At 72.2% G+C, this 20743-nt stretch carries 17 protein-coding genes; 10 read left to right on the top strand and 7 right to left on the bottom strand.

Going from position 1 to position 20743, the window contains the following annotated elements:
- Positions 1 to 52: 52 nt before the first annotated feature.
- Positions 53 to 658, bottom strand: coding sequence for a hypothetical protein (locus tag ACIRD3_RS29020; RefSeq protein ID WP_402222487.1), 606 nt, complete (start codon positions 656 to 658; stop codon positions 53 to 55).
- A gap of 519 nt (positions 659 to 1177) precedes the next feature.
- On the opposite strand from ACIRD3_RS29020, the gene ACIRD3_RS29015 reads away from it, so the two are divergent.
- From ACIRD3_RS29015 to ACIRD3_RS28990, 6 genes are all read left to right on the top strand, one after another.
- The gene (locus ACIRD3_RS29015; RefSeq protein ID WP_350519972.1) at positions 1178 to 2032 is read left to right on the top strand and encodes a bifunctional methylenetetrahydrofolate dehydrogenase/methenyltetrahydrofolate cyclohydrolase; all 855 of its coding nucleotides are present in this window, start codon (positions 1178 to 1180) and stop codon (positions 2030 to 2032) included.
- A 19-nt stretch (positions 2033 to 2051) separates the two neighbouring features.
- Positions 2052 to 2477 (top strand): DUF3017 domain-containing protein, encoded by a 426-nt coding sequence (locus ACIRD3_RS29010; RefSeq protein ID WP_402222484.1) that lies wholly within the window; start codon positions 2052 to 2054, stop codon positions 2475 to 2477.
- A 236-nt stretch (positions 2478 to 2713) separates the two neighbouring features.
- Positions 2714 to 3706, top strand: a complete 993-nt coding sequence (locus ACIRD3_RS29005; RefSeq protein ID WP_402222482.1) for a malate dehydrogenase — start codon at positions 2714 to 2716, stop codon at positions 3704 to 3706.
- 99 nt (positions 3707 to 3805) lie between these two features.
- Positions 3806 to 5131 carry a hemolysin family protein gene (locus ACIRD3_RS29000; RefSeq protein WP_402222480.1) on the top strand — a complete coding sequence of 442 codons (1326 nt, stop codon included), beginning with the start codon at positions 3806 to 3808 and terminating at the stop codon, positions 5129 to 5131.
- Positions 5132 to 5161: 30 nt separating this feature from the next.
- The gene (gene trpS, locus ACIRD3_RS28995) at positions 5162 to 6202 is read left to right on the top strand and encodes a tryptophan--tRNA ligase (RefSeq protein ID WP_402222478.1); all 1041 of its coding nucleotides are present in this window, start codon (positions 5162 to 5164) and stop codon (positions 6200 to 6202) included.
- Positions 6203 to 6264: 62 nt separating this feature from the next.
- A complete protein-coding gene (locus ACIRD3_RS28990) occupies positions 6265 to 6753 on the top strand; it encodes a 2'-5' RNA ligase family protein (protein ID WP_402222476.1) in 489 nt (162 codons plus the stop codon).
- Positions 6754 to 6763: 10 nt separating this feature from the next.
- Here the strand turns inward: ACIRD3_RS28990 and ACIRD3_RS28985 are convergent, their stop codons facing one another.
- Both ACIRD3_RS28985 and ACIRD3_RS28980 read right to left on the bottom strand, forming a co-directional pair.
- Entirely contained in the window at positions 6764 to 9310 is a 2547-nt protein-coding gene (locus ACIRD3_RS28985; protein WP_402222474.1) for a CDP-glycerol glycerophosphotransferase family protein, read from the bottom strand.
- Between the two features lie 220 nt (positions 9311 to 9530).
- Positions 9531 to 13103, bottom strand: a complete 3573-nt coding sequence (locus ACIRD3_RS28980) for a CDP-glycerol glycerophosphotransferase family protein (protein WP_402222472.1) — start codon at positions 13101 to 13103, stop codon at positions 9531 to 9533.
- Positions 13104 to 13239: 136 nt separating this feature from the next.
- Between ACIRD3_RS28980 and ACIRD3_RS28975 the strand changes: the two genes are divergently transcribed.
- Both ACIRD3_RS28975 and ACIRD3_RS28970 read left to right on the top strand, forming a co-directional pair.
- A complete protein-coding gene (locus ACIRD3_RS28975; RefSeq protein ID WP_402222469.1) occupies positions 13240 to 14238 on the top strand; it encodes a glycosyltransferase family 2 protein in 999 nt (332 codons plus the stop codon).
- A 91-nt stretch (positions 14239 to 14329) separates the two neighbouring features.
- On the top strand, positions 14330 to 15349 hold the full coding sequence (locus ACIRD3_RS28970; RefSeq protein WP_402222467.1) for a YihY/virulence factor BrkB family protein: 1020 nt from the start codon (positions 14330 to 14332) through the stop codon (positions 15347 to 15349).
- Between the two features lie 27 nt (positions 15350 to 15376).
- Here ACIRD3_RS28970 and ACIRD3_RS28965 read toward each other — a convergent pair whose 3' ends face one another.
- The gene (locus ACIRD3_RS28965; RefSeq protein ID WP_402222464.1) at positions 15377 to 16588 is read right to left on the bottom strand and encodes a D-alanyl-D-alanine carboxypeptidase family protein; all 1212 of its coding nucleotides are present in this window, start codon (positions 16586 to 16588) and stop codon (positions 15377 to 15379) included.
- 139 nt (positions 16589 to 16727) lie between these two features.
- Here ACIRD3_RS28965 and ACIRD3_RS28960 point away from each other — a divergent pair, with 139 nt between their 5' ends.
- Together ACIRD3_RS28960 and ACIRD3_RS28955 are read left to right on the top strand one after the other, a co-directional pair.
- Positions 16728 to 16985, top strand: a complete 258-nt coding sequence (locus ACIRD3_RS28960) for an SCO4848 family membrane protein (RefSeq protein WP_402222461.1) — start codon at positions 16728 to 16730, stop codon at positions 16983 to 16985.
- A gap of 465 nt (positions 16986 to 17450) precedes the next feature.
- The gene (locus ACIRD3_RS28955; protein ID WP_402222458.1) at positions 17451 to 17612 is read left to right on the top strand and encodes a hypothetical protein; all 162 of its coding nucleotides are present in this window, start codon (positions 17451 to 17453) and stop codon (positions 17610 to 17612) included.
- A 65-nt stretch (positions 17613 to 17677) separates the two neighbouring features.
- On the opposite strand, the gene ACIRD3_RS28950 is transcribed toward ACIRD3_RS28955, so the two are convergent.
- Genes ACIRD3_RS28950 through sdhD form a run of 3 tightly spaced genes read right to left on the bottom strand, consistent with a single transcriptional unit; the run spans position 17678 to position 20736 of the window.
- Positions 17678 to 18451: a succinate dehydrogenase iron-sulfur subunit gene (locus ACIRD3_RS28950; RefSeq protein ID WP_402222455.1), complete on the bottom strand. Its 774-nt coding sequence runs from the start codon at positions 18449 to 18451 to the stop codon at positions 17678 to 17680.
- On the bottom strand, positions 18451 to 20193 hold the full coding sequence (gene sdhA, locus ACIRD3_RS28945) for a succinate dehydrogenase flavoprotein subunit (protein WP_402222453.1): 1743 nt from the start codon (positions 20191 to 20193) through the stop codon (positions 18451 to 18453). The genes ACIRD3_RS28950 and sdhA overlap by 1 nt, the downstream gene beginning before the upstream one ends.
- Positions 20194 to 20244: 51 nt before the next feature.
- Entirely contained in the window at positions 20245 to 20736 is a 492-nt protein-coding gene (sdhD, locus tag ACIRD3_RS28940; protein WP_402222450.1) for a succinate dehydrogenase, hydrophobic membrane anchor protein, read from the bottom strand.
- Between the last annotated feature and the right edge of the window lie 7 nt (positions 20737 to 20743).

Below are 20743 nucleotides of genomic sequence, written 5' to 3'. Positions count from 1 at the left end.
CCCGGCCCCTCCGAAGAGGGGCCGGGCCGCCGCGTCGCGTCGTACGGGCCGGTCAGTACCGCGGCCGGTTGAACCAGTTGACGCCGTCCCGGACGCACATGGCGGTGATCCAGATGATGCTGATCGCCAGCCACAGGAACGCCATCACCAGGCCCACGGCGGTGCCGGCCGAGATGGCGCCCAGCAGGATCAGCAGGCCGACCAGGGCCCCGAGCGAGCCGTACACGATGGTGGTGACCCGGACGCTGTTGCCGCCCTTGCCGAACTTGGCGCCGAGCGTGATGGAGAGCGCCGCGAAGAGCCCGAACAGGACCGCGATGATGATGATGACGCTGGCCGCGGCGTCGCCCATCGCGGTGAACGGGTTGTCGCTGGTCGTGTGCTTGATCGTGTTGGTGGCGTCCTTGGCGGCCGCCCCGATGACCAGGTAGATGATCGCGAGGATCGTCTGCACACCGCCCACGATGAACAGCAGCACCCGCGCGGTCGTCACCAGGCCCGGCATGGACTGCGGCACGGCCGGCGCGTAGCCGTAGGCCGGGGCGGCCTGCGGGTAGCCGTAGCCCGGAGCGGGCGGCGGGGCCTGCTGCGGGTAGCCGTAGCCCGGGGCGGCCGGCGGCTGGCCGTACGGGTTGTTCGGGTCGGGCGGGTAACTCATGGATGCCTCCGGGCAGTTACGGGGACGCGGGGACGGGACGGCGGACGGCCCGGGGCCGGTCGGTGAGTCGGGTCGCCGACCGGACGGGACAGTAGCGGAGCAGGGTGACAGCCCGGCGGCGATGACGGGCGCCGGCGGCTCAGCGGCCTGATGGGCGCAGGAGGGGAGCCGTCGACGGGCCCGGTGCGGGCGGGACGGCGCCGCGACGGTCGGGCTGCTCGATGTGCTGTGGTCGACTCACTGGCTCTTTCCCCCGGGTACGCTCCGCCGCGGGATCCGTCGGCCCGTCACCGGGCCGGATCGCGGCGGGAATGCGCTTATCGTCATCCGGACGGTAGCGCCGTGTCCAGCCGGTTCCCAGGAACGGATCGAGACTGTGGCGCAACCGCAACGTGCGGCGGACCTTCGTACCCGTCCGGCCGTTCGGCCGGGGCGGGCCGCACCGCCGGCCGCCGGTCCGGGCGCGGGAGACCGCCGGCCGTGGTACGGCGACCTGTCGCGATCCGGGAGAATGGGGTCATGACTGCCCAGATTCTCGATGGCAAGGCCACCGCCGCCGCGATCAAGTCCGAACTCGCCGCCCGCGTGGCGGCCCTCAAGGCGAAGGGCGTCACGCCCGGCCTCGGCACCGTCCTGGTCGGCGACGACCCGGGCAGCCGCTGGTACGTGAACGGCAAGCACAAGGACTGCGCCGAGGTCGGCATCGCCTCGATCCAGCGCGAGCTGCCCGCCACGGCCTCCCAGGAGGACGTCGAGAACGTCGTCCGGGAGCTCAACGCCGACCCGTCCTGCACCGGCTACATCGTCCAGCTGCCGCTGCCCAAGGGCCTGGACCAGAACCCGGTCCTGGAGCTGATGGACCCGGACAAGGACGCCGACGGCCTGCACCCGACCTCGCTCGGCCGGCTCGCCCTCGGCATCGACGGCCCGCTGCCCTGCACCCCGCTGGGCATCGTCGAGCTGCTGCGCCGCCACGACGTCGAGATCAACGGCGCCGAGGTGGTCGTGGTCGGCCGCGGCATCACCGTCGGCCGCTCGATCGGCCTGCTGCTGACCCGCCGCAGCGAGAACGCCACCGTCACCCTGTGCCACACCGGCACCCGGGACCTGAGCGCCCACCTGCGCAAGGCCGACATCATCGTGGCCGCCGCCGGTGTGCCGCACCTGGTCAAGCCGGAGGACGTCAAGCCGGGCGCCGCGGTGCTGGACGTGGGCGTCAGCCGCAGCGAGGGCAAGATCGTCGGCGACGTCCACCCGGGCGTGGCCGAGGTGGCCGGCTGGATCTCCCCGAACCCCGGCGGCGTGGGCCCGATGACCCGCGCGATGCTGCTCAACAACATCGTCGAGGCGGCCGAGCGCCGCGCCGGCATCTGACACCCCAGGGACGGCGAGCATGACTGAACCGCGACCGGCGCGGTCCCGGCGCAGGCCGGTCAAGACCACCGGCACCCTGCCGCCCGAGGGCTCGGCCGCCGCCCTCGGGCGCGAGCACGCCCTGCCGGTCCGGCAGTGGCCGATAACCCTGGTGCTGCTGGTGGTCGGCGCCGGCCTCGCGGTGACCTGGTTCGCCGATTTCAAGGACGGCTTCAAGTACGGGCTGCTGATCCTCGGCGGCGGCGTGCTGCTCGGCGCGGTGCTGCGCCTGGTGCTGCCCGAGGTCGGGATGCTGGCGGTGCGCAGCCGCTTCACCGACGTGATCGTGCTGACCTTCCTGGGCGCCTCGATCGTGCTGCTGACCCTGGTCGCGCAGCCGAACCCGTGGCTGCAGATCCCGTTGCTCGACAACATCGGCCAGCTGATGGGCCGGCCCAAGCACTGACCGGCGCCCGCGAGCGCCGGTCGGGCGCCCCGTGCGGCCCCCGTCCGTCCCCCGGCACTCCGGGCGGCGGACGGGGGCCGCGGTGCGTCTGTGACGCATCAGCCACGCCCGCACCCGAGGCGTACGCTTCCCTTTGCGATAACCTGACGCCGGTCTCTCGATGTCGAGAGACCGTCCTCGGCTCCAGTGTGCCGGTGTGCCCTGGGGCACCTGGCGATTTGCTGGAGAAGGTAGAAATGACCCGCACCCCCGTCAACGTCACCATCACCGGAGCGGCCGGCCAGATCGGCTACGCGCTGCTCTTCCGCATCGCCTCGGGCCACCTGCTCGGTGCCGACGTGCCGGTGAACCTGCGCCTCCTGGAGATCCCGCAGGGCCTCAAGGCCGCCGAGGGCACCGCCATGGAGCTCGTCGACTGCGCCTTCCCGCTGCTGCGCGACATCAAGATCACCGACAACCCGAACGAGGCCTTCGACGGCGCCAACGTCGCGCTGCTGGTCGGCGCCCGTCCGCGCACCGCGGGCATGGAGCGCGGCGACCTGCTGTCGGCCAACGGCGGCATCTTCGGCCCGCAGGGCAAGGCCATCAACGACAACGCCGCGGACGACATCAAGGTCCTGGTCGTCGGCAACCCGGCCAACACCAACGCCCTGATCGCCCAGCGCAACGCCCCGGACGTCCCGGCCGAGCGCTTCACCGCGATGACCCGCCTGGACCACAACCGCGCCCTCGGCCAGCTGTCCGGCAAGACCGGCGCCCTGGTCTCCGACATCAAGCGCGTCACCATCTGGGGCAACCACTCCGCGACCCAGTACCCGGACATCTTCCACGCCGAGATCGCCGGCAAGCCGGCCTTCGAGGCCGTCGGCAGCGACCAGGCCTGGCTGGAGAAGGAGTTCATCCCGACCGTCGCCAAGCGCGGCGCCGCCATCATCGACGCCCGCGGCGCCTCCTCGGCCGCCTCGGCCGCCAACGCCGCCATCGACCACGTGTACACCTGGGTCAACGGCACCGCCGAGGGCGACTGGACCTCCATGGGCGTCGTCTCCGACGGCTCCTACGGCGTCCCGGCGGGCCTGATCTCCTCCTTCCCGGTCACCACCAAGGACGGCAAGTTCGAGATCGTCCAGGGCCTGGAGATCTCCGACTTCTCGCGCGCCCGCATCGACGCCTCGGTCCAGGAGCTGGCCGAGGAGCGCGACGCGGTGCAGGAGCTGGGCCTCATCTGAGCCCGCGGAGCGCTCCGGCGGCCCGTCACCCCTTCCGGGGCGGCGGGCCGCCGCCGTGTCCGGCCCCGGCGGCGGCCCGCCGTCCTACACTGACCCGCTGTGAACGAAACCCTCGGGGACGCCGCGCTCGTCCTGGTCTTCATCCTGCTGGGCGGGCTGTTCAACGTCGCCGAGATCTCGCTGATCTCGCTGCGCGAGGGCCAGATCCGGACGCTGGAGGCCCACGGCACCCGGCGCTCGGCCCGGGCCGCGCACCTGGCCGCCGACCCCAACCGCTTCCTGGCCGCCGTCCAGGTCGGGGTGACCTGCATGGGCTTCCTGTCCGCCGCCTTCGGCGCGGACACCCTGGCCGGCAAGGTCGCCCCGCTGTTCGTCCGGGCCGGGCTCACCGAGGGCGTGGCCGACGCGATCGCCCTGGTCAGCCTCACCCTGGTGATCAGCTACGTCTCGCTGGTGCTCGGCGAGCTGACCCCGAAGCGGATCGGCCTGCAGCGCGCCGAGTCCATCGCGGTGACCGCCGCCCCGGTGGTGGACGTGATGTCGGTCGTGCTGCGCCCGGTGATCTGGCTGCTCGGCCACTCCACCAACCTGATGGTCCGCCTGCTCGGCGGGGACCCGACGGCCGGCCGCGGCTCGATGAGCTCCGAGGAGCTGCGCGGCCTGGTCGCCGCCAACACCGAACTCGGCAGTGACGAGCGGGCGTTGATCGCCGACGTGTTCGCCGCCGGGGAGCGGCAGCTGCGCGAGGTGATGGTCCCGCGCACCGAGGTGACCTTCCTGGACGCCGAGCGCCCGCTGGCCGCCGTACGGCACCAGGCCGACACCTCGCCGCACTCGCGCTACCCGGTGGTCGAGGGCAGCGCCGACGCGGTGGTCGGCTTCGTCCACGTCCGCGACCTGTACGGCGCGCGCGGTGAGCAGGCCGCCAAGGTCCGCGACCTGGCCCGCCCGGTCAAACTGCTGCCCGGCACCAAGCGGGTGCTGGAGGCGATGGGCGAGATGCGCCGCGAGGGCCACCACCTGGCCATCGTGGTGGACGAGTACGGCGGCACCGCCGGGATCGTCACCCTGGAGGACCTGGTCGAGGAGGTGATCGGCGAGATCCGGGACGAGTACGACCGCCCCGAGGCCGCCCCCACCCGTCGGCTGGCCGGCGGCGGCATGGAACTGGACGGCCTGCTCAACCTCGGCGACTTCGCCGAGGAGACCGGCGTCACCCTGCCCGAGGGCCCGTACGAGACGGTGGCGGGATGTCTGGTCGCCTCGCTCGGCCGGCTGCCGCGGGACGGCGACCAGGTGCGCGTCCCGCTGGACGGCGGCGGCGGGGTGCTGCTGACGGTGGCCAAGGTCGAGGGCCGGCGGATCGCCCGGGTGAGGGTGAGTGCCGTCACACTGGCGGAACCTCCAGGGGCGGACGTTTCCTGAGCGACCGGTGGAACTGGAACAATGGCCCGCATGGTCAACGCAGCGGTCACCGGTCCGGTCAAGGACCGTCCCCGGGTGCTCTCCGGCATCCAGCCCACCTCCGGCTCGTTCCACCTCGGCAACTACCTGGGCGCGGTGCGCCAGTGGGTCGACCTGCAGAAGGACAACGACGCCTTCTACATGGTCGTCGACCTGCACGCGATCACCGTGCCGCAGGACCCCGCGACGCTGCGCGAGAACACCCGGATCTCCGCCGCCCAGCTGCTCGGCGCGGGCCTGGACCCGGACCACTGCACCCTGTTCGTCCAGTCGCACGTGCCCGAGCACGCGCAGCTCGCCTGGGTGATGAACTGCCTCACCGGCTTCGGCGAGGCCTCCCGGATGACGCAGTTCAAGGACAAGTCCTCCCGGTACGGCTCCGACAGCACCACCGTCGGCCTGTTCACGTACCCGATCCTGCAGATCGCGGACATCCTGCTCTACCAGGCGGACGCCGTCCCGGTCGGCGAGGACCAGCGCCAGCACGTGGAGATCACCCGCGACCTCGCCGAGCGGTTCAACACCCGCTACAGCCCGACCTTCACCGTGCCGAAGCCGTACATCCTCAAGGAGACGGCGAAGATCCAGGACCTCCAGGACCCGGCCGTCAAGATGAGCAAGTCGGCGTCCTCGCCCAAGGGCCTGGTGAGCCTGCTGGACGAGCCGAAGGTCAGCGCCAAGAAGTTCAAGAGCGCCGTCACCGACACCGGCACCGTCGTCTCCTACGACGAGGAGGAGAAGCCGGGCGTCTCCAACCTGCTGCGCATCCACTCCGCGCTCAGCGGGCAGTCGGTCGAGCAGCTGGTCGCGCACTTCGAGGGCAAGATGTACGGCGCCCTGAAGACCGAGCTGGCCGAGCTGTTCACCGAGTGGGTGACGCCCTTCCAGGAGCGCACCCGCACCTTCCTGGACGACCCGGCCGAGCTGGACCGGGTGCTGGCGATCGGCGCCGAGAAGGCCCGCGAGGTGGCGTCGGCGACGCTGGAGACGGTGTACGACCGGATCGGCTTCCTCCCGGCCGCCAAGCGGTGACTCCCCTCACACGCCTGCCCGGTGGTGGCGACCTCCCGGAGGTCGTCACCATCGGCGTGTCCGTGAGCGTCCCCGACCCGTACGGCTCGGCGATCCAGGACGCCCGGGCGGGCCACGGCGATCCGCAGGCCCGGTCGATACCGACGCACGTCACCCTGCTGCCGCCGACCGAGGTGCCGGCCGAGCTGCTGCCGAAGATCGAGGAGCACCTGGCGGCGGTGGCGGCCGCGCACCGGCCGTTCCGGATGCTGCTGCGCGGCGCCGGGACCTTCCGCCCGGTGTCCCCGGTGGTGTACGTCCGGGTCGAGGAGGGCGCGCAGGAGTGCCGGCTGCTGGAGGCGGACGTCCGCTCCGGGCCGCTGGCCCGCGAGCTGGCCTTCCCGTACCACCCGCACGTGACGGTCGCCCACGGCCTGCCGGACGACGTGCTGGACCAGGCGTACGAGGGGGCGCGCGGCTTCCGGGCGTCCTTCCAGGTGCCCGGCTTCGGCATCTCCCGGTTCGACGCGGACGAGGTCTGGCGGCCCTGGCGGAGCTACTCCTTCGGCTGAGTCCGGCGCGTCAGGGCGTTCCCCGGCCCCGCCGGGCCCCGCCCGATCCCGCCTCGGCCCGCCCCAGGGCGAGCATCCGGTCCACCACCCGGTGGGCCGCGCCGCCGTCGTCCAGGGCGCAGTGCACGGCCCGGAAGCGCCGGTAGCGCTCGGCGTAGCCCGGCGGTAACCCGCCGCCGCTGTCGGCGAGTTCGCGCAGCGCGCCGAGCAGTTCGGCGGAGGTCGGGACCAGCGGGCCGGGGGCGTGCGACTCGAAGTCGAAGTAGAAGCCGCGCAGGGTGTCGCGGTAGTGCTCCAGGTCGTAGGTGAAGAAGTACACCGGGCGGCCGGTGATGGCGAAGTCGAACACGATCGACGAGTAGTCGGTCACCAGCACGTCGGCGACCAGCAGCAGGTCCTGCGGGTCCGGATAGTCCCCGCAGTCGTACCGGAAGCCGTCGCCGGCGCCCGGCAGGGGCTCGCGCACGTGCGCGTGCGGGCGGACCAGCAGCACGTGGTCCGCGCCGAGCAGGCTCCGGGCGTGGTCGAGGTCCAGCCGCAGGTCGAGCCGGAAGCCGTTGCCGTCGCCGCGCTGCCGGTCCTCGCGCCAGGTCGGCGCGTACAGCACGATCCGCTTGTCGTCGGGGATGCCGAGGCGGCGGCGGACGGCCGCGGCGGTCCGCCGGTCCGGGCGGGCGAGCACGTCGTTGCGCGGGTAGCCGGACTCCAGCACCTCGCCCCGGTAGCGGAAGGCGCGCCGCAGGATCGGGGTGGCGAAGCGGCTGGGGGAGAGCAGCAGGCTCCACTGCGGGGTCTCCCGGTCGAGCGCCGCCAGGTAGCCGTGGTCGGCCAGCCAGGGGTTCTCGACGTCGTGGGCGATCCGCTTCAGCAGGGACCCGTGCCAGGTCTGCACGACGACCTGGCCGGGGCGGCGCTCCAGGAAGTCCGGGAAGTGGGTGTTGCCCACCAGGTACCGGCAGGTGGCCAGTGCCCGGTACCACTCCGGGCTCCAGGTCCGGACCGGGGTGATCCCGGCCGGCAGCCGGGCCTGGGCGTCGTCGACCACCCACAGGTGTTCCAACGGCTCGGCACGGCGCACGAGTTCGGCGTGCACGGCGCGCGGGGAGTCGGCGTAGCCGCGGCCGCCGAACACGTCGTACAGCACCGCTTCGCGCAGCGGCCGGCGCCGGGCGGCGGGGTAGCGCTCGGCGCGCTGGCGGTGCTGCGTCCAGGCGCTGCGCTCGGCGGGGCCGAGCACCGGGGTGGAGTCCACCAGCAGGGTGTCGTGCCAGCGGCGCTGCAGCAGGATCCGCTTGCCGCCGGCCGCGGTGGCGGCGGGGACGGCGGGCAGCGCGGCGGGGGCGGCGAGCAGCGGGCGGCCCGGGCCGGGGCGGTCGGCCGGCTCCAGGGCGGCCTCCCAGATGCCCTTGCGCAGCGGCAGCGCGGCGCCGTCCGAACCGGTGCGGGTGGCGGGCACCCGGGCCAGGAAGCGGCCGTCCCGTCCGGTCTCCACGGGCGTGCGGACCTCGTTCGCGGTGCCGGAGTGCCGCAGCACCAGCTCCAGCCGGTCGGCGGCCGCGCCGGGGCAGTGGCCGGACAGTTCGAAGCCCCCGGCCCGGACCGTGATCCGGTCGACCAGTCCGGCCGGGAGCTGGACGCAGACCTGGAGCCGGCCGTCGGCGAGGTGCTTGAGGTAGAGCGCGCGGTCCGGGGGGCCGGGCAGCGGGTGCTGGCCGGCCACCGGGCCGGCGCGCTCGTCCAGGCAGAGCTGCTCGGTGCCGCCGTCCGGGCGCAGCAGTTCGGCGTCCCAGTGCTCCAGTTCGCCGCCGCCGCGCCCGCCGGCGGTGAACGGCCGGTACGGCAGGCGGACGGTGAAGGTGTTTCCGCCCCGGGTGAGCGGCCGCTCGATCACCGCGTCGCTCTCCCGGTGGCGCAGCCGCAGTACGGTGCCGGACGGGCAGGAGTCGGCGAAGCCGCCCAGCTCGATGCCGTCGGCGGCGCGGACGGCCCGGGTGATCCGTACGGCCGGGCGCTCCAGCCGCAGCCGCAGCCGGCCGTCCGCGAAGTACGGCTGGAGGCGGACGTCGCCGTCCACCCAGTGGGCCGGCGGGTACTCGCCGGAGCCGCACCAGTGCGGGGCGAGTTCGCCGTACTGGCGGCGCACCCGGGTGGCGCGCGGGCGGGTGAAGAGGGTGCCCTCGATCCGCCAGTCGCCGAGCAGCCAGCGGCCCTCGCGGCGCAGCCGTCCGGGTTCCAGCAACGCGGTGAAACCGGACCAGTCGTGGTTGTGGTCGGGCTGGGCGCTGTCGTCGGTGACCTCGGGCATCCGGCGGGGCCGGGAGCGCAGGTGCAGCGGCGGGCCGGCACCGTCCTCGGGGCGCAGCGTCAGCCAGGTCCAGGCGGATCCGGGGCGGCCGGTGTCCAGGCCCCGCGGCCGGGCGAAGCCGGTGAGCTCCAGGCCGCGACGGCGCCAGCGGGCGCGCAGCAGTCCGAACAGGACGTCCCCGTCGTCCGCGGGGCGGCCGGTGCTCGTCCGGGGAGCGGCGTGCGGCAGGACGAGCCGGGTGAGTACGGGCATGGCGATCAGCGCCCTTCGGAATGGAAATTCACATCCCATCCGGAAATGTCGCCATTGGTCAAATGAACGCTTTTTCGAATTCCCTCAGGAATTCTTTTCCTGGAACGCTTTTCCGTGAATCGGACGGACGTTCCACGGACCTTCGCCCGAGTGGTTCCGGGGAACGCGAAGGCGCCCGACACCGGGTGGTGTCGGGCGCCTCGTGGAGGGTGCGCGGGGACTACTCCTTGCGGAGCATCGCGTCGACCACCCGGGCGGCGGCCTTGCCGTCGTCCAGGTCGCAGTACGCCTCGCGGAACGCGGCGGCCTTGTCCGCGTACTCGGCCGCGACCTCGTCCACCCGGCCGAGCGCGGAGACCAGCTCCTCGGAGGTGGCCAGCAGCGGGCCGGGCGCCTCCGCCTCGAAGTCCAGGCTGAAGCCGCGCAGGTTGTCCCGGTAGTGCTCCAGGTCGTGGGTGAAGAAGAACATCGGCTTGCCGGTCGACGCGAAGTCGAACACGCTCGCCGAGTAGTCCGTCACCAGGACGTCGGCGATCAGCAGCAGCTCCGCCATGTCGGGGTAGCTGCCGACGTCCCAGATGTAGCCGTTGCCGGCGCCCGGGATCTGGCCGCACATCACGTTGTGCCGGCGCACCAGCAGCACCTGGTCGTCGCCGAGGGCGGCCTTGGCCGCCTCCAGGTCGATCCGCAGGTCGATCTGGTAGCCGCCCTGCGGCCGGCGCCGGTCCTCGCGCCAGGTCGGCGCGTAGAGCACGACCTTCTTGCCCTCGGGCAGGCCCAGCCGCTCCCGGACCCGCTCCGCGGTCTTCTCCCGGTCGGCCGCGAACAGCAGGTCGTTGCGCGGCGAACCGCTCTCCAGGATCTCGCCCTTGAAGTCGAAGGCGCGCCGCAGCACCGGGGCCGACCAGCTGTTGCCGGCCACCAGCAGGCTCCAGTTCGGCACCTCCCGGGTCAGGCCCTTGAGGTAGTTGGAGTCGGTGAACCAGACCTTCTCGAAGTCGAGGCCGACCTGCTTCAGCGGCGTGCCCTGCCAGGTCTGCAGCACCACCTGGCCGGGGCGGCGGACGAAGAAGTCGGGCAGGTGGGTGCTGGTGACGATGTACTTGGCGGTGGCCAGCGCCTCGAACCACTCCGGGCTCCAGAGCCGGACGGCCGTCGCGCTCTGCGGCAGCTCGACCTGCATGTCGTCGCTGCCCCAGAGGTGCTCCAGCGACAGGCCGCGGCGGACCAGCTCCTCGTGCACGGCCCGCGGCGAGTCGGCGTACATGCTGCCGTTGCCGGCGTTGTACAGCACGGTGTCGCGCACCGGCAGCCGCCGGGCGGCCGGGTAGTCGACGCTGCGCAGCTGGCGCTGGCGGTAGCCGGACCGCTCCTCGGGCAGCAGCGCCGCGTGCGACTCCAGCGACAGGCCGTCGTGGTAGCGCCGCTCCAGCACGATCCGCTTGCCGCGGGACTCCACCTCCAGCGGAAGCGAGTCGAAGCAGACCGGGGTGACCTGCGCGGCCGAGTCGGTCAGCTTGGGGCCCGTCGCGCCGACCTGACGGAAGAAGACGTCCCAGGTGCCCTTGGCGAACGGCACCCGGCCGGCGAACGTGGCCGTCGGCACCGCGGGCAGCGCGGTGCGGAACCGGCCGTCCGAGATCTCCACCGGGTAGACGTGCTCCTCCTCGCGCCAGTGGTGACGGACCACCAGCTCCCAGCGGTGCGCGCCGGACAGCGGGAACGAGCCGCTGAGCAGGAAGCCGTCGGCGCCGCGCGAGGACACCTCGTCCACCAGCGGCTGCAGCACCTGGTCGGAGAACTGCAGGTAGCCGCCGGGGGAGGGCTTGGAGTAGAGCGCCCGCTGCTGCTCCGCCGGGGCCTGCGGGTTCAGCGGCAGGTGCAGCTGCTCGGGTGCGTTGCGCTCGTCCCAGGCCACCGGGACGACGCTGCCGTCGGCCAGCACCAGCACGGCGTCCCAGCGGTCGCGGGCACGGTCGGCGGCCACCGGGTCCAGCTCGGCCCAGGCCTCGCGGACGGCGGTCAGCTCGTCGACCGGGACGGAGGCGGTGAAGGGCTGCAGCGAGCCGACCGGCGCGCCCAGCTCCAGCGGGAAGGCCACCTCGCGGTCCGACTCCACGTGGGTCAGCCGCAGCCGGGCACCGGCGAAGCTCGGGCCGGAGCGGGCCGCGCCCGAGACCTCCACCCGGCCGGCGTGCGCGGCCAGGCCGGTCACCCGGGCCTTGACGGTCTCCACCCGCAGGTAGACGAAGTTGTCCCGGACCCACGGCACGATCCGCACGTCCGGCTCGACCCAGTGCGAGGGGATGTACTGCGCGGTGTCGCTCCAGCCGGCCGAGATCCGGCCCTTGTAGACGCCGCCCTTGCCCGCGCCGGCCACCAGGACGCGCCAGTGCCCGTCCTTCCACTGCCCGCGGTGCTTGAGCTTCGCCGGGTCCAGCGAGACGGTGAAGCCGGACCAGTCGCAGCTGTACAGGTCGTGGTTGCAGCTCGCGGTGGCCTCGGGGCTGTACGTGGTCCGCATCGGCACCGCGATGACCCGGCGGCCCTTGGTCTCGCGCAGCACCAGGGTGCGGACCATGTCGTGCTTGTTGGCCGCGCCCAGCTGCTCCGGGTACGCGTGCCCGGTCAGCTGCAGCTTCCCGCCGACCCAGGCGCTCTCGTACAGCCGGCTGCGCATGACCAGCGAGTTGTCCAGCTTGAGCACGCTGGCCGGCACGCTCTTGCGCCCGCCGCGCAGGAACGGGTAGTCGGCGTACGGGCGCAGCAGACCGCGGGCCTGCACGCCGCCGCCGCTCTCGCCCTCGTACTTGATCTGCTCGACCAGCTCGTCGATCCGGCCCGCCAGGGTCAGGTGGTACTTCAGCCGCAGCGGCGCGCGCAGCTTGCGGACCTGCTCGGGGCCGATCGCCCGGAGCAGCCGGCTGACGCACTGGACGTAGGCGTCCCGGTACTCCTTGTCGCCGTCCACGACGGACCAGAAGAACATCGGGATCTCCTCGACGAGGGTGTTCTCGTCGTAGGAGCGCAGGTACTCGGCGAAGCGCGGCTCGGTCTGCTTCTTCAGCCAGCCGCGGACCAGCTCGACCGAGGTGACCCGGTCGATCAGGCCCTTGGGGTTGGTGCGCATCTGCGTGATCGACATCTCGCCGACCTCGCGCTCGCGCCAGTGGTAGATCGGCTCGGAGAGCACGTCCACGCTCTTGGCGAGGTAGTGGTGCGGCACGCTGACCGGCGCGTCCTCGTACAGGATGCCCTCGGGGTAGAGGATGCCCGCGGCGTCGAAGAAGGAGCGCCGGTACACCTTGTTCCACGCGGTGCGGTCGGTGACCAGCGCCGGGATCTCGGTGATGTGGGTCTTGAGCCTGGTCTCCTTGAACGGCTTCACGTGGCCGCCGGACTGGTAGTAGCCCACGGCGCGGAAGCGCAGCACGTTGCCGGTGCAGAAGTCGGAGCCGGTCTCGTCCAGCGTGTTGATCATCAGCTCGTACGCACTCGGCGGCATCGAGTCGTCGCTGTCCACGAAGCACAGGAACTCGGCGTCCGGGTCGATGTGCCGGATGCCGGTGTTGCGGGCCGCGCCGAGGCCCTTGTTCACCTGGCGGACCAGCCGGAAGCGCGAGTCCTTTGCCGCGTACGCCTCGGCGAGCGCCGCGCTGTCGTCCTTCGAACCGTCGTCGACCATGACGCACTCGAAGTCCGTGAAGGTCTGGGCCGCGATCGAGTCGAGGCACTCGACGAGATAACGCTCGACGTTGTAGATCGGAACGACGATGGAGAGGCGGGGAGCCATCGGCTACGCAGGCCTTTCTGGGGAAGGTGAGCGTGGCAGCCCGTTGGGGGCCTGACCGCACTTCGATCGGTGCGTACGTGCGAGCCGATCCTACCTCCGGGCCAGGAGCCGCCCCCGGGGCCACTACGCTGGGCCCGTGCCCCGCTTCAGCGTCATCGTCCCCGTGTACCAGGTCCAGGACTACCTCACCGAGTGCCTCGACTCGGTCCTCGGCCAGGACGGCCCGGACCTCGAACTGATCGCGGTGGACGACCGCTCCCCGGACGGCTGCGGCGCGATGCTCGACGAGGCGGCCGCCGCCGACCCCCGCGTCCGGGTGCTGCACCTGCCCGAGAACGTCGGCCTCGGCCGGGCCCGCAACGCCGGCCTGGAGGTCGCCACCGGGGACTACGTGCTCTTCCTCGACAGTGACGACACCCTCACCCCCGGCCTGCTCAAGGCCGTCGACGAGCGGCTCGCCGCCACCGAGGACCCGGACGTCCTGGTCTACGACTACGCCCGCACCTACGCCGACGGCCGGATCACCCGGGCCGCCTCCGCGCACGTCTTCGGCGCCGCCTCCCCGGACGTCTTCGACCTCGCCGCCCGCCCCGACCTGCTCGACCTGCTCCAGGTCGTCTGGAACAAGGCCTACCGCCGCGGCTTCATCGCCGAGCAGCAGCTGGTCTTCCCGGCCGGCTACTACGAGGACACCCCCTGGACGTACCCGGCGCTGCTCGCCGCCGCCCGGATCACCCTGCTCGACCGGGTCGGCGTGCACTACCGCCAGCGCCAGGAGGGCGGCAACATCCTGGCCACCGCCAGCCGCAAGCACTTCGACGTGTTCGCCCAGTACGACCTGGTCTTCGCCTTCCTCGACGCCCGCCCCGACCTGGACCGCTGGCGCCCGGTCGTCTACGGCCGGATGCTGCACCACCTCAACACCGTGGTCTCCAAGCCCGGCCGGGTCCCCGCCGGCGACCGCCGCGAGTACTTCCGCCGCGCCGCCGCCCACTGCGCCCGGCTGCGCCCCACCGGCTACCGCCCGCCGTCCGGCGTCGACGGCGTGCGCACCGAACTGCTCAGCCACGGCCGCTACGGCGCCTACCAGGCCGTCCGCGCCCTCGCCAAGGCCCGCCGCCTCGTCAAGCGGTAGGGCCGGCCCCGTCCCGGAACCCCGCCCCGACTTCCCTGCGAGGCACCGCGCCTGACGGCCGTTCGGGGGAAGGCCCGGTATAACCGGTCGGGTGGACTTCCTGACCCGCCTTCCGGTCATCGGCCCGCTCGTCGCGCGGGTGGTGCGCAGCCGCCCGTACCGGGTGTACGAGTACTTCTCCGCCGCCCGCGGCAACCGGCTGGCCGGCGCCGTCACCTTCTTCGGCTTCCTGGCCCTGTTCCCGCTGCTCACGGTGGGCCTGGCGATCGCCGTCGCGACGCTCAGCGACCACCAGGTGGACGACCTGCAGAAGCGCATCTCCGACCAGCTCCCCGGTCTCTCCGACGCGCTCAACCTGCCCTCACTGGTGGCCAACGCGGGCGCCGTCGGGCTGGTCAGCGGGGCGCTGCTGCTGGTCTCCGGCCTCGGCTGGGTCGACACCATGCGCACCTCGGTCCGGGACCTCTGGCAGCTGCCCGACGAGGAGGGCAACCCGGTGCTGCGCAAGGTCTGGGACGTCGTGGTGCTCGGCGGCCTCGGCCTGGTGTCGCTGTTCTCGCTGGGCGCCTCCGCCGCCGGGACGACCCTGGCCGGCCGGATCGCCGACGGCATCGGCCTCGGCAGCGGCTACCTGCTGACCGGGGTCGGTGTGCTGATCGCCATAGGCTGCGACACCCTGCTGTTCGCCTACCTGCTGGCGCCGTTCCCCGGCATCACCGAGCAGCGCCGCCGGGACGTCCTCCAGGGCGCGCTGATCGGCGCGGTCGGCTTCGAACTGCTGAAGCTGCTGCTCTCCTCCTACCTCGGCTCGGTCGCCGGGCGGAGCCTGTACGGCGCGTTCGCCACCCCGGTGGCGCTGCTGCTGTGGATCAACTTCGTCTGCCGGCTGCTGATGTACTGCGTCGCCTGGACGGCGACGGCGGACCCGGCGGCCGCCCGGGAGCGGACCAGGGCGCACGGACGTGCCCTGCTGGAAGCGGCGGACCAGGCCGAGGCCGAGGAACGGGCCGGGGGCCGGACCGCGACGGACAGCGGGGGGAAGGCCGCCGAGCGTGCGGCGGAGAAGGCCGACGAGAGGCCCGGCAATGCCGGGGCCCGGCCCCAGGACTGAGGCCGGGCCCTTCCGTCCGAGGGGCGGTCAGCCGGCCGAGCGGTGGCGCCGCTGCCGCAGGACCAGCGCGCCGGCCCCGCCCCCGGCCCCGGCCAGCACGACGGCCGACCAGCCGACGAGGCCGAGCCCGTCCTCCTCGCCGTCGGCGGCGGGCGCCGCGGCCGGCCGGGTGGTGGCGGCGGGAGAGGGGTGCGGCGGCGGGGCGGGCGTGCCGGCCGTGCCACCGGCCTGCCCGGTCGGCTCGGCCGCGCCGGCCGGGACCTCGTCGACCAGCTTGCCGACCGGCTGCACCTTGTCGGCCGCGGCGAAACCCCAGTCCAGCAGGGCGGCCGTCTCGTCGTACACCTTCTGGTAGCTCGACGGGTGCATCACCGTGACCAGCAGGGTGCGGCCGCCGCGCTCGGCGGCGCCGACGAAGGTCGAGCCGGCGTTGGTGGTGGTGCCGTTCTTCACCCCGATCAGGCCCGGGTACTTGCCCAGCAGCCGGTCGGTGTTGGCGATCCCGAAACTGCCGCGCTGACCGGTGTTCTTGTCGACGGCGCCGGGGAACATCGCGTCCCGGGTCGCGCAGTACATCCGGAAGTCCGCGTTGCGCAGGCCCGCGCGGGCGAACAGCGACAGGTCGTAGGCCGAGGAGAGCTGGCCGTCCATGTCGTAGCCGTCCGGGGAGACCACCTTGGTGTCCTTCGCCTGCAGCGCCTCGGCGCGCGCCTGCATCTCGGCGACGGTCTGCTGGACGCCGCCGTTCATGTGCGACAGGACGTGCACGGCGTCGTTGCCCGAGCTCAGGAACACCCCGCGCCACAGGTCCTCGACCCGGTACTCCAGGTTCTCCTTGATGCCGACCAGGCTGCTGCCCGGGCCGATCCCCTGGATCTCCTCGTCGGCGACCCTGTGCACCGCGTTGCGGTCGAACTTGGGCAGCACGGTGTCCGCGAAGAGGATCTTCAGGGTGCTGGCCGGGGGCAGCCTGAGGTGCGGGTTGTAGGCCGCCAGCACCTCTCCTGACGTCGCGTCGGAGACTATCCAGGACTGGCCGGTGAGATCGGTGGGCAGTGCCGGGGCACCTGCCAGCGGGGCGACCTGGACCCCCGGGCTCCCGAGCCGGTCGCCGCCGATCGCGGCCGACGGCGGCGGCTGCCGCGGGGCGGCGACCGCCGCCGGGGCGACGAGCAGGACCGGGAGGGCCGCGCTGACGGCGGCGCACAGGCGGGCGAACGTGTGACGGGGAGTGGGCACCAGCAGACCGTACCCACTCCGCACCCCGGGCGTCCGCCGCTCCGGGCCCGTAATCCGCAGGAGGGGCCCGACGTACGCCGATCGGCGGCCCCCGCATACTGGGGACGCACACCGTCTTCACACCCCCGCCGAGGACCCCATGAAGCTCAGCCGCCGCACCTCCTGGTTCCTGACCGCCTTCGGGGTCTGGTCGATCGTCATCTGGACCACCTTCGTCAAGAACCTGTGGAAGGACTCCGGCGGCCAGGCCTTCACCAACGGCGACCACTCCCAGCCCACCGCGTTCTTCTGGGTCCACCTCCTGCTCGCCGTCACCTCCTTCGCCCTCGGCGTCGCCGTCGGCACCATCGGCCTCCGCGGCCTCCGCGCCACCCGCCGCACCCCGGCCACCGACTGAATCCCGTTGCCGCTGTCAGTCCCCCCTGACAGGATCCTCACCGCTCGTGCACGTAGCGAACAAGATCCGCAGACGAGGGTGGGGAATCCTGATGAAGCACGTACCTCCGCGCAGGCTCGGGGGGCTGGCCGCGGCGACCGTGGCCGCCGGCCTGCTCACCGCTCCGACGGCCGCGGCGGCCGACGCCGCGCCGGACACCACGAGCCCGACCGTCACGGTCACCTCGCCCGACTTCCCGGCGGGCGGCCCCGCCGCCAAGTACGCGGGGCAGAAGGCGACCTTCGTCCTCAGGACGGCCGACCCGGCCCCGCCCGGCGGGACGGCCTCCGGGGTCGCGTGCGTCCGGTACGGCTGGAGCAACCTCGGCGTCTCCTCCGGCTGCGACGCGCCGGGCTCCGTCCGGCCGGACGCCGACGGCACGGTCACGCTGACCGTCCAGGTCCTGTCGCCGATTCCTCGGCGAACGTGGTCGCCACCGGCTTCACCACGGCCGCCTACCCGATGCTGGGCAGCTCGGGCGACGGGGACGGGGACGGCAAGCCGGACCTGTGGGCCGTCACGGGCGACCGGCACCTGGTGACGTTCAGCGGCTGGTCCGCCCCGAAGGACCTCGGCGCGCTGCGCTAGGGAACCGCGAAGGCCCCCGCCCGATCCGGGGATCGGGCGGGGGCCTTCGGGCTGTCAGGCGGGGATCAGAAGCGGCGGGTGACCAGCGCCCGCTTCACTTCCTGGATCGCCTTGGTGACCTCGATGCCACGCGGGCAGGCCTCGGAGCAGTTGAAGGTGGTGCGGCAGCGCCACACGCCCTCACGGTCGTTGAGGATCTCCAGGCGCTGCTCGGCACCCTCGTCGCGCGAGTCGAAGATGAAGCGGTGCGCGTTGACGATGGCGGCCGGGCCGAAGTACTGGCCGTCGTTCCAGAACACCGGGCAGGACGACGTGCACGCGGCGCACAGGATGCACTTGGTGGTGTCGTCGAAGCGCTCGCGGTCCTCGGCGGACTGCAGGCGCTCGCGGGTCGGCTCGTTCCCCTTGGTGATGAGGAACGGCATGACGTCCTTGTACGCCTGGAAGAACGGGTCCATGTCCACGACCAGGTCCTTGAGGACCGTGAGGCCCTTGATGGCCTCGATCGTGATCGGCTTCTCCGGGTTGACGTCCTTGATCAGGGTCTTGCACGCCAGCCGGTTGCGGCCGTTGATCCGCATGGCGTCGGAGCCGCAGATGCCGTGCGCGCAGGAACGGCGGTAGGTGAGGGTGCCGTCCTGCTCCCACTTGATCTTGTTGAGCGCGTCCAGGACACGCTCCTTCGGGTCCATCTCCAGCTGGTAGTCGACCCACACCGGGTCCGGGTGCTCCTCCGGGTTGAACCGGCGGATCCGGAAGGTGACGGTGATCAGCTGCGTGCCGCCGGCCTCGGCCGCGTCCAGAGCGGCCGAGTGCTTCTCCACGGTCGGAGTGCTCATCAGTACTTACGCTCCATCGGCTGGTAGCGGGTCGTGACGACCGGCTTGTAGTCGAGGCGGATGGAGGTGCTGCCGTCGGCGGCGACCTCCTGGTACGCCATGGTGTGCTGCATGAACTTCACGTCGTCGCGGGTCGGGAAGTCCTCGCGGTAGTGGCCGCCGCGGGACTCCTCGCGGGCCAGCGCGGAGACGGCCAGCACCTCGGCCAGGTCGAGCAGGTTGCCCAGCTCGATGGCCTCCAGGAGGTCCGTGTTGTAGCGGAAGCCCTTGTCCTGGATGGAGACGTTCTTGAAGCGCTCCTTCAGTGCGGCGATGTCCTCGACCGCCTGCTTCAGGGTGGCGCCGGTGCGGTACACCATCGCGTTGGCGTCCATGGTCTCCTGCAGCTCCTTGCGGATCTGCCCCACGGACTCGGTGCCGGTGGACTCGCGCAGCTGGTCGACCATCTCCTGGACGAGCTGCTCCGGGTTCTCCGGGAGCGGCACGAACTCGTTGGCGTTGGCGTAGTCGGCGGCGGCGATGCCCGCGCGACGGCCGAACACGTTGATGTCCAGCAGCGAGTTGGTGCCCAGGCGGTTGGCGCCGTGCACGGACACGCAGGCGACCTCGCCGGCCGCGTACAGGCCCGGGACGATGTCCGTGTTGTTGCGCAGGACCTCACCCTCGACGTTGGTCGGGATGCCGCCCATGGCGTAGTGCGCGGTGGGCTGGATCGGGATCGGGTCCGTGTAGGGCTCGATGCCGAGGTAGGTGCGCGCGAACTCGGTGATGTCCGGGAGCTTGGCGTCCAGCTGCTCCGGCGGAAGGTGGGTCAGGTCCAGGTAGACGTGGTCGCCGTCCGGACCGCAGCCGCGGCCTTCGCGGATCTCGGTGTAGATCGCGCGGGAGCAGACGTCACGGGACGCGAGGTCCTTCATGACGGGGGCGTAGCGCTCCATGAAGCGCTCGCCGTCCTTGTTGCGCAGGATGCCGCCCTCGCCGCGGGCGCCCTCGGTGAGCAGGATGCCCATGCGCCAGATGCCCGTCGGGTGGAACTGGAAGAACTCCATGTCCTCCAGGGGCAGGCCGCGGCGGTAGGCCACCGCCTGGCCGTCACCGGTGAGGGTGTGGGCGTTCGAGGAGACCTTGAACATCTTGCCGGTGCCGCCGGAGGCGAACACGACCGACTTGGCCTGGAAGACGTGGATCTCGCCGGTGGCCAGCTCGTAGGCGACGACGCCGGCGGTCTTGCCCTCGTTGATCAGCAGGTCGAGGACGTAGAACTCGTTGAAGAACTCGACGCCGTGCTTGACGCAGTTCTGGAACAGCGTCTGGAGGATCATGTGGCCGGTGCGGTCGGCCGCGTAGCACGAGCGGCGGACCGGGGCCTCGCCGTGGTTGCGGGAGTGACCGCCGAAGCGGCGCTGGTCGATCCGGCCCTGCTCGGTGCGGGAGAAGGGCAGACCCATCTTCTCCAGGTCGAGGACGGCGTCGATGGCCTCCTTGCACATGATCTCGGCGGCGTCCTGGTCGACCAGGTAGTCACCACCCTTGACCGTGTCGAAGGTGTGCCACTCCCAGTTGTCCTCCTCGACGTTGGCGAGGGCGGCGCACATGCCGCCCTGGGCCGCGCCGGTGTGGGACCGGGTGGGGTAGAGCTTGGTCAGGACGGCGGTGCGGCTGCGCTGCGTGGACTCGATGGCCGCGCGCATGCCGGCGCCGCCGGCGCCGACGATGACGGTGTCGTACTGGTGAATCTGCATGGGGGGTTAACTCGCCTCTGGCCTCTGCCGATGGTCGATGGTGCTCGCGGCTCAGATGTTGGGGTCGAAGGTGAAGATCACCAGGGTGCCCAGCAGCACGGTGAAGACCGTGGCGGTGCCCATGAGCCCCTTGAGCCAGAGCCGGGTCGAGTCCTTCTCGGCGTAGTCGTTGATGACCTGACGCATGCCGTTGGCGCCGTGCAGCATGGCGAGCCACAGCATCAGGAGGTCCCAGCCCTGCCAGAACGGCGAGGCCCAACGGCCGGCCACGAAGGCGAAGCCGATCTTGGAGACGCCACCGTCGAGGATCAGCATGATGATCAGGTGGCCGAGGATCAGCGCGACCAGGACGACACCGGACAGGCGCATGAAGAGCCAGGCCAGCATCTCGAAGTTGGTGCGGGTACGGCGCGGCGTCTTGTCGGTCCGCTTGCGCGGCGGCTCGATGACGAACGCGTCGGCGGGGTTGCCGGTGCCGAGGCCCTTGCCCGTGTGCGCCTGCTTGGAGGGGACGACGATGGCGTCGGAGTATTCCGTGGACATGTCTCGG

Source organism: Kitasatospora sp. NPDC093550, from assembly GCF_044764985.1.
Taxonomy (GTDB): Bacteria; Actinomycetota; Actinomycetes; order Streptomycetales; family Streptomycetaceae; genus Kitasatospora.
The sequence above is the reverse complement of the archived record's forward strand: the minus strand, read 5'-3'. Positions and strand labels throughout refer to the sequence as shown.

What these genes read in the sequence shown, in the direction of transcription:
- ACIRD3_RS29020 (WP_402222487.1), bottom strand. Translation starts at nt 658, where the DNA reads ATGAGTTACCCGCCCGACCCGAACAACCCGTACGGCCAGCCGCCGGCC.
- ACIRD3_RS29015 (WP_350519972.1), top strand. Translation starts at nt 1,178, where the DNA reads ATGACTGCCCAGATTCTCGATGGCAAGGCCACCGCCGCCGCGATCAAG.
- ACIRD3_RS29010 (WP_402222484.1), top strand. Translation starts at nt 2,052, where the DNA reads ATGACTGAACCGCGACCGGCGCGGTCCCGGCGCAGGCCGGTCAAGACC.
- ACIRD3_RS29005 (WP_402222482.1), top strand. Translation starts at nt 2,714, where the DNA reads ATGACCCGCACCCCCGTCAACGTCACCATCACCGGAGCGGCCGGCCAG.
- trpS (WP_402222478.1), top strand. Translation starts at nt 5,162, where the DNA reads ATGGTCAACGCAGCGGTCACCGGTCCGGTCAAGGACCGTCCCCGGGTG.
- ACIRD3_RS28985 (WP_402222474.1), bottom strand. Translation starts at nt 9,310, where the DNA reads ATGCCCGTACTCACCCGGCTCGTCCTGCCGCACGCCGCTCCCCGGACG.
- ACIRD3_RS28980 (WP_402222472.1), bottom strand. Translation starts at nt 13,103, where the DNA reads ATGGCTCCCCGCCTCTCCATCGTCGTTCCGATCTACAACGTCGAGCGT.
- ACIRD3_RS28960 (WP_402222461.1), top strand. Translation starts at nt 16,728, where the DNA reads ATGAAGCTCAGCCGCCGCACCTCCTGGTTCCTGACCGCCTTCGGGGTC.
- ACIRD3_RS28950 (WP_402222455.1), bottom strand. Translation starts at nt 18,451, where the DNA reads ATGAGCACTCCGACCGTGGAGAAGCACTCGGCCGCTCTGGACGCGGCC.
- sdhA (WP_402222453.1), bottom strand. Translation starts at nt 20,193, where the DNA reads ATGCAGATTCACCAGTACGACACCGTCATCGTCGGCGCCGGCGGCGCC.
- sdhD (WP_402222450.1), bottom strand. Translation starts at nt 20,736, where the DNA reads ATGTCCACGGAATACTCCGACGCCATCGTCGTCCCCTCCAAGCAGGCG.